Genomic DNA, 14,605 nt, shown 5'->3' on the forward strand with positions numbered 1-14,605 from the left:
CATGCCCAGAATCCCCGCGATGCAGGCGGTCGTCGACGTCCTGGAGAGCGAAGGCGTCGACACCGTCTTCGGTTGCCCCGGCGCCGCGATCCTCCCGCTGTACAACGCCCTGCAAGGCCGGGCGATCGAGCACCTGATCGTCCGCCACGAAGAGGGCGCGACGCACATGGCCGACGGCTGGGCGAGGACCAACGGCAACGTCGGCGTCGCCATCGGCACGTCCGGCCCGGCCGGGACCAACATGATCACCGGGCTCTACACCGCGCACGCGGACTCGATCCCGATGATCTGCATCACCGGCCAGGCGGCCACGACGAAGCTGCACCAGGAAGCCTTCCAGGCGGTCGACATCGTCGAGATCGCCAAGCCCGTGACGAAGTGGGCGGTGCAGGTCAAGGAAGCCGCGCAGCTGCCGTGGATCTTCCGCGAGGCCTTCCGGGTCGCCCGGTCCGGCCGGCCCGGTCCGGTGCTCATCGACCTGCCGATCGACGTCCAGAAGCAGGACATCGAGTGGGACTCGTCGATCGACTCGCCGCTGCCGGTGACCGCCGTGAAGCCCGCGGCCGCGCGGGTCGAGCGGGCCCTCGAAATGCTCCTGGCCGCCGAACGCCCGATCATCCTGGCCGGTGGCGGAGTCGTCCTCGGCGAGGCGAGCGAGCAGCTGCGCGCCGCGGCCGAGCGCCTGGACGTGCCGGTGCAGGTGACGCTGATGGGCAAGGGCAGCTTCCCCGAGGACCACGAGCTGTTCGCCGGGATGGCGGGCATCCAGACGTCGCAGCGCTGGGCGAACGCGGCCTTCCTGGAGTCGGACCTGGTGCTGGCGCTGGGCGCTCGGTTCGGCGACCGGCACACCGGCGAGCTGTCGGTGTACCGGGGGGAGCGGAAGTTCATCCACGTCGACATCGAGCCGACGCAGCTGGGCAAGGTGTTCGGGCCCGACCTCGGGATCGTCTCGGACACGCGGGAGTTCCTCGACGCGCTGCTGGTGGCGCTGGAGAAGCGGGAAATCTCGCAGAGGCGTGCGTGGGTCGGCCGGATCGCGGAGCTCAAGGAAGCGCTTCCCCGCCGCGACGACTTCGACGCCCTGCCGATCAAGGCGCCGCGGGTCTTCAAGGAGATCAACGAAACTTTCGGCGAGGACACGTACTTCGTCACCGCGATCGGGCTCTACCAGATCTGGTCGGGTCAGTTCCAGCAGGCGCACAAGCCGCGCCACTACCAGGTGTGCGGCCAGGCCGGCCCGCTCGGCTGGGAGATCCCCGCCGCGATCGGGGTGAAGAAGGCGCGGCCCGGAGCCGAGGTCGTCGGCGTGGTCGGCGACTACTCGTTCCAGTTCCTCGTCGAGGAGCTGGCGGTGGCCGCCCAGTACGACGTCGGGTTCGTGCTGATCATGCTGAACAACGAGTACCTCGGCCTGATCCGCCAGGCCGAGACCGGGTACGACATGAACTTCGAGGTCGACATCCACTACGACGCGAACGGCACGGACAACGTCAAGATCATGGAGGCCTACGGCTGCTCCGGCACCCGCGTGCACGAGCCGGGGGAGATCCGGACGTCGCTGGAGTGGGCGCGCAAGGAGGCCGAGCGCACCAGCCGCCCGGTCCTGGTGGAGATCATGATCGAACGCGAGGGCAACGCCGCCATGGGTGCCGCCCTCGACGCCGTCCGCGAGTTCGAACCCGCGTAACACCCGCGTGACCACGGCCGCCGCGCGAGACCCTGACCTCGTGCGGCGGCCTTTCCGTGCCCTGGATCAGGCGGTTGTCGGAAAGTACAAACGCGGGCGGTAAATTCACCCGCCTTTCAGGGGTTTTGCCGTGGTCCCGGCCACACCCGAGCGTGTGTACTTCTTCACGAAGCAGCCCCGAAAGGACGTCCACAGTGGAATTCCTCCGACCCGCCTCGCTGGCCGACGCGCTCGCCGCGCGTGCCGCGAACCCCGGTGCGGTCCCGATCGCCGGCGGCACGGACGTGATGGTCGAGATCAACTTCGACCACCGCCGTCCCGGCGCCCTGCTCGACCTCGGCCGTGTCGCCGAGCTCCACGAGCACGGCACCGACGGCGGCCGGATCCGCATCGGCGCGGCCGTGCCCTACACCCGGATCATCGCCGAACTGGGCGCGCAGCTGCCCGGCCTGGCGATGGCCGCGCGGACCGTCGGGTCCCCGCAGATCCGCAACCGCGGTTCCGTGGGCGGCAATCTGGGCGCGGCTTCGCCCGCGGGTGATGCCCACCCGGCGTTGCTGGCGGCCGGCGCCGAGGTCGAAATCGCCTCGGTCCGCGGCACCCGGGTCGTCGCGGCGAAGGACTTCTACCTGGGGGTCAAGCGCAACGTCCTGGCCGAAGACGAGCTGATCACCGCGGTGCTGCTGGAGCCGGCCACCGGGCCCCAGCAGTTCAGCAAGATCGGCACGCGCAACGCCATGGTCATCGCGGTCGCCGCGTTCGGGCTGGCCCTGCACCCGGCCGAACGGCGGGTCGGCACCGGCGTCGGCTCGGCCGCGCCCACCCCGCGCCGGGCCGTCGAAGCCGAGGAGTTCCTGGCCGGCGAGCTGGACTGGGACGCCCCGAAGGCGCTGAACGACTCGGTCAAGCGCCGCTTCGGCGACCTGGTCGCCGGGGCCGCCTCGCCGATCGACGACGTCCGGGGCAGCGCGGCCTACCGGCGCCACGCACTGGGGGTCATGGCGCGGCGGACGCTGACCTGGGCCTGGACCGAATACTGCGAAGGGAGCGCGAAGTGCGCGTGAACGTCACCGTCAACGGCGAGCACCGCCGGGCGGACAACGTCTGGGAAGGCGAGAGCCTGCTCTACGTGCTGCGCGAGCGGCTCGGCCTCCCCGGCTCGAAGAACGCCTGTGAACAGGGCGAATGCGGTTCGTGCACGGTCTACCTCGACGGCGTCCCGGCGTGCGCGTGCCTGGTCGCGGCCGGGCAGGCCGAGGGCCGCGACGTCGTCACCGTCGAGGGCCTGGCCGAGGGTGACGAGCTCGACCCGGTCCAGGAGTCGTTCGTCGAGCGCGGCGCCGTCCAGTGCGGGTTCTGCACGCCCGGCCTGCTGGTCGCGGCGCACGACCTGATCGAGCGGGTCCCGGACCCGAGCGACGTCGAGATCCGCGAGGCCCTCGCCGGGAACCTCTGCCGCTGCACCGGGTACGAGAAGATCCTCGACGCCGTCCGCGACGCCGCCGCGAAGAAGGCCGTCCGATGAGCGCCCCGGCCCGTTCGCCGCAGGAGCTGCACGACACGATCGCCGGTGGCATCGGCGAGAGCCCGCTGCGCCCGGACGGCACGCTCAAGGTCCGCGGCGAGTTCGCCTACTCCTCGGACCTGTGGCACGAGGACATGCTGTGGGGCGCGACGCTGCGCAGCCCGCACCCGCACGCCCGGATCGTCCGCCTCGACGTCTCGCGCGCGCTGGCCCAGCCGGGCGTGCACGCGGTGCTCACGCACGAGGACGTACCCGGTGAGAACGTCTACGGCCTCAAGTACCAGGACACCCCCGCGCTGGCCGCGGACCTGGTCCGCTACCAGGGCGAGCCGATCGCCATCCTGGCCGCCGACCACCCGGAGATCGCGCGGCAGGCGCTCAAGGAGATCGTCGTCGAGTACGACGTCCTCGAGCCCATCACCGACCCCGAGCGGGCCGCGCACGACGACACCCTGCCGAAGCTGCACGCGGACGGGAACCTGGTCCGCCACCAGCGGATCGTCAAGGGCGACCCGGCCGCGACCGCGGACGTCGTGGTCTCCGGCGTCTACGAAATCGGCATGCAGGACCAGGCGTTCCTCGGCCCGGAGTCCGGGCTCGCCGTGCCGGCCGAGGACGGCGGCGTCGACCTCTACCTGGCCACCCAGTGGCTGCACGTCGACCAGCGCCAGACGGCGAAGGCCCTCGGCCTGCCGCTGGAGAAGGTGCGGCTGACGCTGTCCGGTGTCGGCGGCGCCTTCGGCGGCCGCGAGGACCTGTCCATGCAGATCCACTCGTGCATGCTCGCGCTGCGCACCGGGCGTCCGGTGAAGATGAGCTACAACCGCCTGGAGTCGTTCTTCGGGCACGTCCACCGCCACCCGGCGAAGATGTACTACGAGCACGGTGCCACCCGCGACGGCAAGCTCGTCTACGTCAAGGCGCGGATGTACTTCGACGGCGGCGCGTACGCGTCCAAGACCCCGGTCGTGGTCGGCAACGGCACCACCCTGAGCGTCGGTCCCTACGACGTGCCGAACGCGCACATCGAGGGTTGGGGCGTTTACACCAACAACCCGACCTGCGGCGCGATGCGCGGTCTCGGCGCGGTCCAGCCGACCTACGCCTACGAGTCCCAGATGGACAAACTGGCGTCCGCTTTGGACCTGGACCCGGCGGAACTGCGGATCCGCAACGCGCTGAGCGAAGGGTCCACTGTGGTCACCGGCCAGGTGGTGGACTTCCCGGCGCCGGTCGCCGAGCTGGTCCAGCGGGTGCGCGACCTGCCGCTGCCGCCCGAGCCGGCCGGCGAACGCGACATCCGCGAGCTGCCCGGCGGCGCGTCCAACACCACGCACGGCGAAGGCGTCGTCCGCGGGGTCGGCTACGGCGTCACGATCAAGAACATCTCCTACGCCGAAGGGCTCGACGACTACTCGACCGCCCGCGTCCGGCTGGAGGTGCTCGGCGGCGAAGCGGTCGCGATGGTGCACACCGCCGCGGCCGAGGTCGGGCAGGGACTCGTCACCCTGCAGCAGCAGATCGCGCGCACCGAGCTGGGCCTGACGCGGGTCAGCGTGCACCCGGCCGACACGAGCGTCGGTGACGCCGGGTCCAGTTCGGCGTCACGCCAGACCTACGTCACCGGCGGCGCGGTCCGCAACGCCTGCCGCGCGGTCGCCGAAGCGGTGTACGCGCGGCTCGGCGTGTCCGCCGAAGGGATGTCCCTGGTGGGCGGGAAGGTCGTCGCGGCAGACGGCGAAGTCGTCGCGGACCTGGCCGAACTGCTCGGCGACGCCGCGATCGAGGAGACCCGCGAGTTCCACCACCGCCCCACCTACCCGCTGGACCCGGAGACCGGGCAGGGTGACGCCCACGTGCAGTACGGCTTCTCGGCCCACCGCGCGGTGGTCGACGTCGACCTCGATCTCGGCCTGGTCAAGGTCGTGCAGCTGGACTGCGCCCAGGACGTCGGCAAGGCGATGAACCCCGACGCCGTCGTCGCCCAGATCCAGGGCGGCTCGGCGCAGGGCCTCGGCCTGGCCGTGATGGAGGAGATCCTGGTCAAGGACGGCAAGGTGCGGAACCCGTCGTTCACCGACTACCTCATCCCGACCATCCTGGACATGCCGCCGATGCGCGTCGACGTCCTCGAGCGGCCCGACCCGCACGCGCCCTACGGCGTCCGCGGCGTCGGCGAACCACCGACCATCTCGGCGACCCCCGCGATCGCCAACGCCATCCGCGCGGCCACCGGCCTCGAGCTGCCGCGCGTCCCCATCCGCCCCGAACACATCACTGGAGTCTGAGATGACCACGTCGATTTCCGCCGAGACCGAATGGCTCGACGAAGCCGTCCGCATCGCGGAGACCAACGTCGCGAACGGCGGCGGCCCCTTCGGCGCGCTGATCGTGAAGGACGGCGAGATCGTCTCGACCGGCGTCAACCGCGTCACCGCCAACCTCGACCCGACCGCGCACGCCGAGGTCGTCGCGATCCGGGCGGCCTGCCAGGCACTCGGCACGTTCAAGCTCGACGGCTGCGTGCTCGTGTCCAGCTGCGAGCCGTGCCCGATGTGCTTGTCCTCGGCGCTGTGGGCGCGCGTCGGCAAGGTCCTCTTCGCCGCCGACCGCGACGACGCGGCCAAGGCCGGCTTCGACGACCGCGCCTTCTACGAACTCTTCGACCGTCCCCGCGACACCTGGACGGTCCCCGTCACGCAACTGTCCGCAAAGGACGGTTTCGCCCCCTTCGCGGCTTGGCTCGACAAGGCCGACCGCACCGACTACTGACCCACAAGGCCAGCTGACCGGAGCACAACCGAATCGAACGTCCCGCTCGCCCAGGCACGGTGCTGTGCCTCGGCCTGGCCGAGCACACCCACCGGCAAGGGCAGGACGCATGACCCAGACCGAAGTCACCGCACCAGTGGTCGACGGAGTACCCGAACCACCGCAGCGCCGATCCCTGCTCGACAGGCTGTTCGAGCTGCGGGCCCGGCAGAGCACCATCGGCCGTGAAGTCCGCGGCGGCGTCACGACGTTCGTCGCGATGGCCTACATCGTGCTGCTCAACCCGCTCATCCTCGGCGCCTCCGCCGACATCACCGGCGCCCGGCTCTCCGCCGCGCAGGTGACCACCGCGACGGCGCTCGCCGCCGCCGTGATGACCGTCCTCATGGGACTCGTCGGCAACGCGCCCCTCGCGCTGGCCGCCGGCCTCGGCATCAACGGCATCGTCGCCTTCCAGATGGCGCCGTCGATGACGTGGGCGCAGGCGTTCGGGCTGGTCGTGCTCGAAGGCGTGTGCATCGTGCTGATGGCGGTCAGCGGCGTCCGCGAACGGATCATGAACGCCATCCCCAGGCCGCTCAAGATGGCGATCACCGTCGGGATCGGGCTCTACATCGCCCTGGTCGGGCTGGTCAGCGCCGGGTTCGTGACCCGGGTGCCGGACGCGGCGCAGACCACGGTCCCGGTGCGCCTCGGGGCGAGCGGGCACCTGCACGGCTGGCCGATCGTCGTGTTCTGCTTCGGCCTGCTGCTGATGATCGTGCTGATGGCCCGCAAGGTCCCCGGCGCGGTGCTGATCAGCATCGGGGTGTCCACCGTGCTCGCCGTCGTGCTGCACGAGGGGTTCGGCGTCGGCGGCTGGGGCCTCACCACCCCGGCGCTGCCCGACCACGTCGTCGCCGCACCGGACTTCGGGCTGTTCGGCCACATCGACCTGTTCGGCGGGTTCGCCTCGGCGGGCGCGCTCGCGGCCACGGTGTTCCTGTTCACGCTGGTGCTGTCCGGGTTCTTCGACGCCATGGGCACGATCACCAGCGTCTCGGACGAGGCCGGGCTGTCGAAGAACGGCAAGGTCCCGCGGATGGGCCGGATCCTGCTGGTCGACGGCGCGGGCGCGATCGCGGGCGGGGTCACCGGCTCGTCGCCGAACACGGTGTTCCTGGAGTCCGCGGCCGGCGTCGGCGAAGGCGCCCGGACCGGGCTGGCGAGCGTCGTCACCGGGCTGCTGTTCGCCGGGACGCTGCTGTTCACCCCGCTCGCCGGCGTGGTGCCGGCGCAGGCCGCGGCGCCCGCGCTGGTCGTCATCGGCGGCATGATGGTCGCGCAGTGCCGCACCATCCCGTGGAACGACCCCGACTACACGATCCCGGTGTTCCTGACCGCGGCCCTGATCCCGTTCACCTACTCGATCACCAACGGCGTCGGCGCCGGCCTGATCGCGTTCGTGCTCATCAAGATCGGCCGCGGCAAGTGGCGCGAGGCCGGCTGGCTGCTTTCCGTGCTGGCGCTGGTGTTCGCGGTGTACTTCGCCGTCGACGGCGTCGAAGCCCTCTTCCGCTAAGGAGAAATCCCGTGGCCCTGATGTTCTTCAACGGCGGCGCCATGCGCGGCGAACCGCTGCACCACCTCCTGGACGGCTCACCGTTCGTGAGCACCGCGCGGACCGCGGCGAAGTACCGGTTCTACGCCGTCGGCGAGCAGTGCCCGGCGCTGTACCCGGTGTCGCACGGCGGTGCGGAGGTGGTCGGCGAGGTCTACGACGTTTCGCTCGACGACCTGCGCGACAAGGTGCTGCCGTCCGAACCGCACGAGCTGGAGCTCGGCGTGGTGGAGCTGACCGACGGCAGTTCGGCGTTCGCCATGCTGCTGCGGCGGCCGTACACCTCGCACGTCGCCCTGCGGGACATCACCGAGGTAGGCGACTGGCGGGCCTACAAGGCGAGCGCGTGAAAGTCCTCGTCGCGCCGGACAAGTTCAAGGGGTCGCTGACCGCGGCCGAGGTGGCGTCGGCGGTGGCCGCGGGCCTCGCCGACGGCCACCCGTCGGTCACGGTGGAGACCCTGCCGGTGGCGGACGGCGGCGACGGCACGGTCGACGCCGCCGTCGCCGCCGGGTACGAGCGGGTGCGCGTCCCGGCCCGCGGACCGACGGGGGCGCCGCTGACGGCGTCGTACGCGGTCCGCGGGGACACCGCGGTCGTCGAGCTGGCTGAGGCGTCCGGGCTGCACCGGCTGCCCGGGGCGCCCGCGCCGCTCACGGCGACGAGCGCGGGAACGGGGGACGTCATCGCGGCGGCGGTGGCCGCGGGCTGCCGCCGGATCGTGCTCGGCGTCGGCGGCAGCGCGTGCACCGACGGCGGCGCGGGCCTGCTGACCGCGCTGGGTGCCCGGCTGCTGGACGACGCCGGCCGCGAACTCCCTTTCGGTGGCGCGGCGTTGGCCCGGCTGTCCTCACTGGACTTGTCCGGTCTGTCCGAAGTGGACATCGAGCTGGCGAGCGATGTGGACAATCCGCTGTACGGGCCGAGTGGCGCGGCTTTCGTCTACGGACCCCAGAAAGGCGCTTCCCCCGCGGACGTCGAAGCGCTCGATTCGGCGTTGCGGCACTGGGCGTCGATCGCGGGTCCGGAGTTCGCCTCGAGGCCCGGTGCCGGAGCGGCCGGGGGAGTGGGGTTCGCCGCGATGGCGGTGCTGGGCGCGCGGATGCGGCCGGGGATCTCGCTGCTGCTGGACTTGCTGGGCTTCGAGTCGGCGTTGGCCGGAGCTTCGCTGGTGATCACCGGTGAGGGGTCACTGGATCACCAGACGCTGTCCGGCAAGGCTCCCGCCGGGGTCGCGCGGGCCGCGGCGGCCGCGGGGATCCCGTGCGTCGCGGTCTCCGGGCGCTGCAAGCTGTCGGCGTCCGAGCTGGCGGGGGCCGGGATCGCGGCGGCGTACGCGTTGACGGACCTGGAGCCGGACCCGGCCCGCTGCATGGCGGAGGCGGGACCGCTGCTGCGCCGCCTGGCCCGCCGGGTGGGGGCGGACCACCTGGGCCGGTGAGGCTCAGGCGTCGGCGATGCGGTCCAGCCACTCGGCGAGCAGCACCCGCTCGGCGTCGGTGAGCGCGGTGGTGCCGCCGAGCCCGGCGCGCAGGGCGATCGCCCGTTCGGGCAGGCCGGACGACGCCGGTTCCGCGGTATCGGTGAGGATGCGGCTCAGCACCGTTTCCCGCGCCGTCGCCGAAAGCTCGCGGTCGCGGTCCGCCTCCGGGGTCGCGATCAGCGAGAGCACGACTCCCATGCCGGTCGCGTGCACGAGCCGGGCCGCGCGTTCGACGCTGACCCGCAGCCGGCCCGCCGCCGCGACCCGTTCGATGATCTCGCGCAGCATTCCTTCGGCTTCGCGCGCGGCGGGGGAGGTGCGGCCCGGGCGGGCGTCGCCGTACATGAGCACGTAGAACTCCGGGCGGGACAGCCCGAACTCCTGGTGCAGGTCCCAGCCGCGCCGCAGGTCCTCGACCGGGTCGCCGGTCGAGCCCAGCGCGCGCTTGCTGGTCAGGTACTCGTCGAACCCGTACGCGGCGACCGCGTCGAGCAGGCCGTCCTTGTCGCCGAAGAGCCGGTACAGCGCGGGTGGCTGGACACCGGCGGCCGCGCTGACCGCGCGGGTCGAGAGCCCGTCGCGGCCCTCCGCCGCCAGCAGTTCGGCCGCCGCCTTGAGGATCCGCTCGCGGGTCTCCGCCGCCGGGCTGACCGGAGTCTTCGTCACCATGGTTCCAATGGTAACAAATCTCGGGTAGCACTAGTCTGGCGCTGGGCCGTCCGGCGGAGGGCTGGATCGGTTCAGCCCGACCGGACATTGCTTGTCACCTGCTGGTGGCTCAATATGTTGCCGCTCGCAACATATTGACGACAACGCCGTCGGAGGTCGGAAATGATCAGGTGGAGAGCGGTCCTGGCCTGCGCCGGAGCAGGGGTCCTGCTCGCCGGGCTCGGCCAGGGCACGGCGCTGGCCAGCGGCACCGCGACCGACTGCTGCGGCGGCGGGGCGTCCTGGGCGACCGGCAACAAGTCCGCGCTGGGCACCTCGACGACGGCCGGCAGCCCGGTGTGGTTCACCGTCGCCGACGGCGTCACGTCCGAGGTCTTCTACCCCCGCGCCGACGTCCCGAACACCCAGGACGTGCAGTACGTCGTCACCGACGGCTCGACCTTCGTCGACCTGGAACGCGACGCCACGAACCACGTCGTCACGATGCCCGACGAGAAGGCGCTGCAGTACACCGTCACCAACACCGCCAAGAGCGGGAAGTACCGGATCACCACCGACTACGTGACCGACCCGGCCCGCGCCACCCTGGTCACGAACACCCGGTTCCAGTCCCTCGACGGCGGCAGCTATCGGCTCTACCTGCTGGCCAACCCGTCGATGGCGGGCGGCGGCGCGAACGACAACGCCTGGTGGGACGGCAGCGGCCTGCTCGCCAGTGGCACCGAGACGCTGTTCGGCGGCTCGGCCACCACGGTGGTCCAGGCCCTGCGCGTCTCGACCGGCTTCACCGCGCACGACAACGGCTACACCGGTGCGGGCAGCGACTGCCTGACCGACCTGCGCGCCGACAAGAACCTGAACAACCAGTTCGACAACGTCTCCGGCACCGGCAACGTCGTCCAATGTGGCCAGATCCCGGTCGGCAGCGACACGACGTTCACCGTCGCGCTCGGCTTCGGTGCCACCCCGGCGGCCGCGACCTCGGCCGCGAGCGGGTCGCTGAGCAGCGGGTTCGCCGGCGTCTCGGCGTCCTACCGCAGCGGCTGGAACTCCTACGTCGGCAGCCTGAAACCCGCCCCGGCCAGCGTCTCCGGTGACACGCAACGGCGGCGCGCCTACTACGTCGCCGCGATGGCGCTGAAGACCGCCGAGGACAAGCAGCACCCGGGCGCGAGCGTCGCCGGCCTGGCGACGCCGTGGGGCAACTTCACCAACGGCGACCACCTCAACGACGGCTACCACCGCGTCTGGGGCCGCGACCTCTACCAGCAGGCGACCGGTCTGCTGGCCGCCGGCGACAGCGCCCAGGCCAAGCGGATGGCGCAGTTCCTCTGGAACTCCCAGTGGATCGGCAGCCCGACCGCCGGGGACGGCACGACGTACCCGGCGGGTTCGTTCCCGCGCTACAGCCCGGTCTCCGGGGTCGCCGGCGCGAGCGCCCAGCAGCTCGGCTGCTGCGAACAGCTCGACCAGGACGCCGACGCGATCCTGCTCGCGTGGCTGACCGGTCTCACCGACGCCTCGACCTACGCCAAGGTCAAGACGACGGCGAACCACATCGTCTCGACCGGCCCCGACACCACCGAGCGGTGGGAGGAGCAGTACGGCAAGTCGCCGTCGTCGATCGCGGCCGAAGTCGCCGGCCTGATCGCCGCGGGCGCCATCGCCCGGGCCAACGGCGACACCGCGAGCGCGACCTCGTGGGAGTCCACAGCGGACTCCTGGCGCAACTCCCTGGCCGGCTGGACGGTGACGACGTCCGGCTATTGGGGCGGCCACACCTACTACGAACGCCTCGACCGGGCGGGGAACCCCAACGACGGCGCGACGATCTGCTTCGACGAAGGCTGCTTCTACGAACACGACGTGACCGACTTCGGCTTCCTCGACCTGGTGCGCCTCGGCATCCGCCCGGCCGGCGACACCACGATCGCGAACTCGGTCGCCCCGACCGCGGCGGCCTCCGACGGCAACGCGCCGATGCAGGTGACGCTGCCCAACGGCGACGTCTACTTCCACCGCTACCCGCACGACAACTACGGCGAGAGCACCGCGAACTGCAGTGGCTGGCCGGCGGGCGGAAACCAGCGGTTCGGACGGCTTTGGCCGGTGCTGTCGGGGGAGCGGGGCCAGTACGAACTCGCCAACGGCCGTTCGGCGGCGGTGTACCTCAAGTCCATGGCGGACTCGGCCAACGACGGGTACTTCGTGCCCGAACAGGTCTGGGACCGCGGCGACGCCGGGTGCTTCGGGCTCGGCCGCCCGACCGGCAGCGCGGGCCCGCTGATGTGGGCCGAAGGCCAGTACCTCCGGCTGGCGCAGAACATAGACGCGGGCCGCAACCTCGACACGCCGTCGATCGTCAAGTCCCGCTACGGCACCTGAGCGGCCAGCTCGCGGGCCCGGGTCAGCAGCTTCTCGACCCGGGCCCGCAGCTCCGGGGTGTCGCGGCCGAGGTCCGGCAGGAGCTTCGCGTAGGCCGCGACGAGGGTCCGGTAGTTCCGCGCGAACTTGCTCTTGCCGGTCTGGCGGGCGTAGCGGGCGTCCAGGTCGATGATCTCCTGGGCCAGCACGGCCGCGGCCGCCGCCAGTTCGGTCCGCTCGTCCGCTTCGGCGTCCCGGCGTTCGCGCCGCGCCACCGCGGTCCGGGTGGCCCGGCGCGCGGTGAGGTAGAGCGCCGACGAGCCCAGGAGCACGGCCCCGGCCGCGGCGGCGGCGATCAGGTACCGCGGCAGCGACGGGCTGACCGTGCGGCCGCCGTCGGGGATCGCGCCGGAGCGCACGAGCAGGTCGTAGTTGACGACCAGCACCTTCAGCGCTTCGACGGGCCGGTCGGCGAAGGCGTCGATGCCGTTGCCGATCATCGACTCCGCGACGAACGCCTTGCCGAAGTTCTCGTCGTCGCGGCCGGGCAGCCGCGAGCACCCGTACTTCTCGTAGTCGTCGCCGTCCCGGCCGAGCATCACGGCGAGGGTGCCGTCGGCCGCGCTGCCCAGGCTGTCGCACGCGTCGCTCAGGTCCGCGCCCGGTTCGAGGAACGCGACCACCAGCCGCCGGTTGCCGATCACGCGCTCGGCGGCCGGCCGGTCGAGGGTGACCCCGGGCGCGGCGTACACCGACGCCGAGCGCAGCTGCCGGGCGACCGGGCCGTCGAACACGCCCGCCGACCACACCGCCCACCCCGCGAGCACGAGGCAGCCGAGCACCGCGATCCCGAACGCCGAACGGAAGAACCGGGTCACGCGAGCCGCCCCCGCAGGAACGCGGCCGGCCGGTAGTCCGGGCGGCCGATGAGGTCGGCGGTGGTGTCCAAATCGGACTCGGCCGCGTCGAGCAGGCTGTGCACGTGCCGGTCCGGAAGCTTCTCGGTGAACGCTTCCCCGGCCGCCGTCAGCTGGGTGATCCCGCGGCCCAGTGCCGCCGCCGAGGCGCCGTCGGTGAGCCCGGAGACCTCGACGGCGAGCGCGGTCAGCCCGGCCAGGCGCGCGGGCACACCCGTCGTGGCCGGCCGGTCCCGGTGCACCACCCGGCGGGCCGAGAGCGCGAGGAACCCGACCGCGCAGGCGGCGAACAGCCACGGCAGCGCGGGCAGCGTGACCCGGAGCGGGTCGAACGGGGTGTAGGGGAGCGGGCGGTCGAACAGCCCGGCGTAGCGGATGGCCGTGACGCGGTCGAGCCACGCGCCCAGCACGTTGCGCTGCGGGTAGGCGTACTCGCTGAGCCGGTCGGCGAACTGGCCGTAGAAGCTGGCCGTCACGACGTCGGAGAACGCGGCGGCCGACGGGCCGTCGTACTCGATCCACTGGCCGTACACGGCGACGATCGGCCGGCCGGGGAACTCCTTCGCCAGCGCCGGTCCGAAGTGGACGAGCGGCTGTCCGGCCGGCTGCCGCGGCAGCGCCACGTACAGCGGCTGCGCGCCGGGGAACGCGGAGGTGGTCGCGGGAGCGTCGTTCAGCGTGGCGCCCGGGGCGAGGTACCGGCCGGTGCCGCGCAGGGCGGTGGTGACGGCGGTCAGCTCCCCGGCCGTCGGGTCGCGCCGGGCGATGGCGGGCTGGTCCGGCGGCTCGGGCCGGTGGTTCAGGCGGGCGATCAGGGTGGTCAGCGACCCGGTGACGTCCCCGGTGGCGAACTGGTGGATCCACTCGCTCGCGCGGTCGGCCGAAGCCTGGTAGATCCCGCCGCTGACCTCGGTGCCGACGATGCGGACGGTCGCGGCTTCGACCTCGTGCACCCGCTGCGTGTCCGCCTTCTTCAGCCCGGGCGGCACGACGAGGATCCGGTAGCCGGGGCCGCCGGCCGCGGCCCGCACGGCCTGGTCGTCCCAGGTCGCGATCGCACCCGGGAGCCGCACGACCGGCGCGGCGCCGACCATCGCGGTGAGCTGTTCGTCCGACGGGAGGGTCGCGCCGCTCAGCTCGCCCGCCGAGCCTTCGGGGATCGGGTCCTTCGCCGCCGGTGCCTGGCCGTAGCTGACGTCGGTGCTCTGCTTCTGCACCAGGAGGAACGTGACCAGCACGGCGACGGCCGCGGCGAGCAGGACCCAGCGAATCCGGTCAGCCACCGGCCGCCTCCCGCCACAGCGCGTCGGCGCGGCGCGCGTGGTCCTCGGCCGCCCGGGCCGCTCGTTCGCCGCCGCGGGCGGCCGCGATCGTCTCGGCCCGCGTCAGCAGCTGCTCGGCTTCCGGATGGGGCACGGCCGCCGCGTCCCGGCTGACGGCGGCGGCGTCGATCGCCGCCCGCGCGGCCGACCAGGCGGTCCGCCGGCGCAGGTCCCGGTTCCGCCACCACGGCAGCGCGACGACCCCGGCCCCGGCGGCGGCGAGCACCACCGCGCCGAGCACCCACACGAGCCACGTCATCCGG

Annotated in this window: 13 protein-coding genes; 9 read left to right on the plus strand and 4 right to left on the minus strand. The window is 72.4% G+C overall.

What is annotated here, in order from left to right:
• Position 1: 1 nt before the first annotated feature.
• The 8 genes from gcl (at position 2) to ACLJQM_RS21325 (ending at position 9,028) form a co-directional block, all read left to right on the plus strand.
• Positions 2 to 1,690 carry a glyoxylate carboligase gene (gene gcl / locus ACLJQM_RS21290; protein WP_410632503.1) on the plus strand — a complete coding sequence of 563 codons (1,689 nt, stop codon included), beginning with the start codon at positions 2 to 4 and terminating at the stop codon, positions 1,688 to 1,690.
• A gap of 194 nt (positions 1,691 to 1,884) precedes the next feature.
• Positions 1,885 to 2,754, plus strand: a complete 870-nt coding sequence (locus tag ACLJQM_RS21295) for an FAD binding domain-containing protein (RefSeq protein ID WP_410632504.1) — start codon at positions 1,885 to 1,887, stop codon at positions 2,752 to 2,754.
• The gene (locus ACLJQM_RS21300) at positions 2,745 to 3,215 is read left to right on the plus strand and encodes a (2Fe-2S)-binding protein (protein WP_247023444.1); all 471 of its coding nucleotides are present in this window, start codon (positions 2,745 to 2,747) and stop codon (positions 3,213 to 3,215) included. Before ACLJQM_RS21295 ends, ACLJQM_RS21300 begins: the two co-directional genes overlap by 10 nt.
• A complete protein-coding gene (gene pucD, locus ACLJQM_RS21305) occupies positions 3,212 to 5,503 on the plus strand; it encodes a xanthine dehydrogenase subunit D (RefSeq protein ID WP_410632505.1) in 2,292 nt (763 codons plus the stop codon). Before ACLJQM_RS21300 ends, pucD begins: the two co-directional genes overlap by 4 nt.
• A 1-nt stretch (position 5,504) precedes the next feature.
• Complete coding sequence (locus ACLJQM_RS21310) at positions 5,505 to 5,987, plus strand: nucleoside deaminase (protein WP_360768727.1); 483 nt, start codon at positions 5,505 to 5,507, stop codon at positions 5,985 to 5,987.
• A gap of 109 nt (positions 5,988 to 6,096) precedes the next feature.
• Positions 6,097 to 7,548 (plus strand): NCS2 family permease, encoded by a 1,452-nt coding sequence (locus ACLJQM_RS21315; protein ID WP_410632506.1) that lies wholly within the window; start codon positions 6,097 to 6,099, stop codon positions 7,546 to 7,548.
• Positions 7,549 to 7,559: 11 nt separating this feature from the next.
• Entirely contained in the window at positions 7,560 to 7,937 is a 378-nt protein-coding gene (locus ACLJQM_RS21320; protein WP_410632507.1) for a gamma-glutamylcyclotransferase, read from the plus strand.
• On the plus strand, positions 7,934 to 9,028 hold the full coding sequence (locus ACLJQM_RS21325) for a glycerate kinase (RefSeq protein WP_410632509.1): 1,095 nt from the start codon (positions 7,934 to 7,936) through the stop codon (positions 9,026 to 9,028). Before ACLJQM_RS21320 ends, ACLJQM_RS21325 begins: the two co-directional genes overlap by 4 nt.
• Positions 9,029 to 9,031: 3 nt before the next feature.
• On the opposite strand, the gene ACLJQM_RS21330 is transcribed toward ACLJQM_RS21325, so the two are convergent.
• Positions 9,032 to 9,739, minus strand: coding sequence for a TetR/AcrR family transcriptional regulator (locus ACLJQM_RS21330; RefSeq protein ID WP_360768715.1), 708 nt, complete (start codon positions 9,737 to 9,739; stop codon positions 9,032 to 9,034).
• A gap of 162 nt (positions 9,740 to 9,901) precedes the next feature.
• On the opposite strand from ACLJQM_RS21330, the gene ACLJQM_RS21335 reads away from it, so the two are divergent.
• Positions 9,902 to 12,124, plus strand: a complete 2,223-nt coding sequence (locus ACLJQM_RS21335) for a glycoside hydrolase family 15 protein (protein ID WP_410632510.1) — start codon at positions 9,902 to 9,904, stop codon at positions 12,122 to 12,124.
• Here the strand turns inward: ACLJQM_RS21335 and ACLJQM_RS21340 are convergent.
• The 3 genes from ACLJQM_RS21340 to ACLJQM_RS21350 are packed head-to-tail and all read right to left on the minus strand — an operon-like array spanning position 12,112 to position 14,601.
• Complete coding sequence (locus ACLJQM_RS21340; RefSeq protein WP_410632511.1) at positions 12,112 to 12,981, minus strand: hypothetical protein; 870 nt, start codon at positions 12,979 to 12,981, stop codon at positions 12,112 to 12,114. The genes ACLJQM_RS21335 and ACLJQM_RS21340 overlap by 13 nt on opposite strands.
• Positions 12,978 to 14,303: a hypothetical protein gene (locus ACLJQM_RS21345; protein ID WP_410632512.1), complete on the minus strand. Its 1,326-nt coding sequence runs from the start codon at positions 14,301 to 14,303 to the stop codon at positions 12,978 to 12,980. Before ACLJQM_RS21345 ends, ACLJQM_RS21340 begins: the two co-directional genes overlap by 4 nt.
• Complete coding sequence (locus tag ACLJQM_RS21350) at positions 14,296 to 14,601, minus strand: DUF6403 family protein (RefSeq protein ID WP_410632513.1); 306 nt, start codon at positions 14,599 to 14,601, stop codon at positions 14,296 to 14,298. The genes ACLJQM_RS21345 and ACLJQM_RS21350 overlap by 8 nt, the downstream gene beginning before the upstream one ends.
• Between the last annotated feature and the right edge of the window lie 4 nt (positions 14,602 to 14,605).

The sequence above is a fragment of the Amycolatopsis sp. cmx-4-83 genome, assembly GCF_046548815.1.
GTDB lineage: Bacteria > Actinomycetota > Actinomycetes > Mycobacteriales > Pseudonocardiaceae > Amycolatopsis > Amycolatopsis pretoriensis_A.

Excerpts from the sequence above, each read along its gene's own strand:
- gcl (WP_410632503.1), top strand. The coding sequence starts at position 2 with ATGCCCAGAATCCCCGCGATGCAGGCGGTCGTCGACGTCCTGGAGAGC.
- pucD (WP_410632505.1), top strand. The coding sequence starts at position 3,212 with ATGAGCGCCCCGGCCCGTTCGCCGCAGGAGCTGCACGACACGATCGCC.
- ACLJQM_RS21310 (WP_360768727.1), top strand. The coding sequence starts at position 5,505 with ATGACCACGTCGATTTCCGCCGAGACCGAATGGCTCGACGAAGCCGTC.
- ACLJQM_RS21315 (WP_410632506.1), top strand. The coding sequence starts at position 6,097 with ATGACCCAGACCGAAGTCACCGCACCAGTGGTCGACGGAGTACCCGAA.
- ACLJQM_RS21330 (WP_360768715.1), bottom strand. The coding sequence starts at position 9,739 with ATGGTGACGAAGACTCCGGTCAGCCCGGCGGCGGAGACCCGCGAGCGG.
- ACLJQM_RS21335 (WP_410632510.1), top strand. The coding sequence starts at position 9,902 with ATGATCAGGTGGAGAGCGGTCCTGGCCTGCGCCGGAGCAGGGGTCCTG.
- ACLJQM_RS21350 (WP_410632513.1), bottom strand. The coding sequence starts at position 14,601 with ATGACGTGGCTCGTGTGGGTGCTCGGCGCGGTGGTGCTCGCCGCCGCC.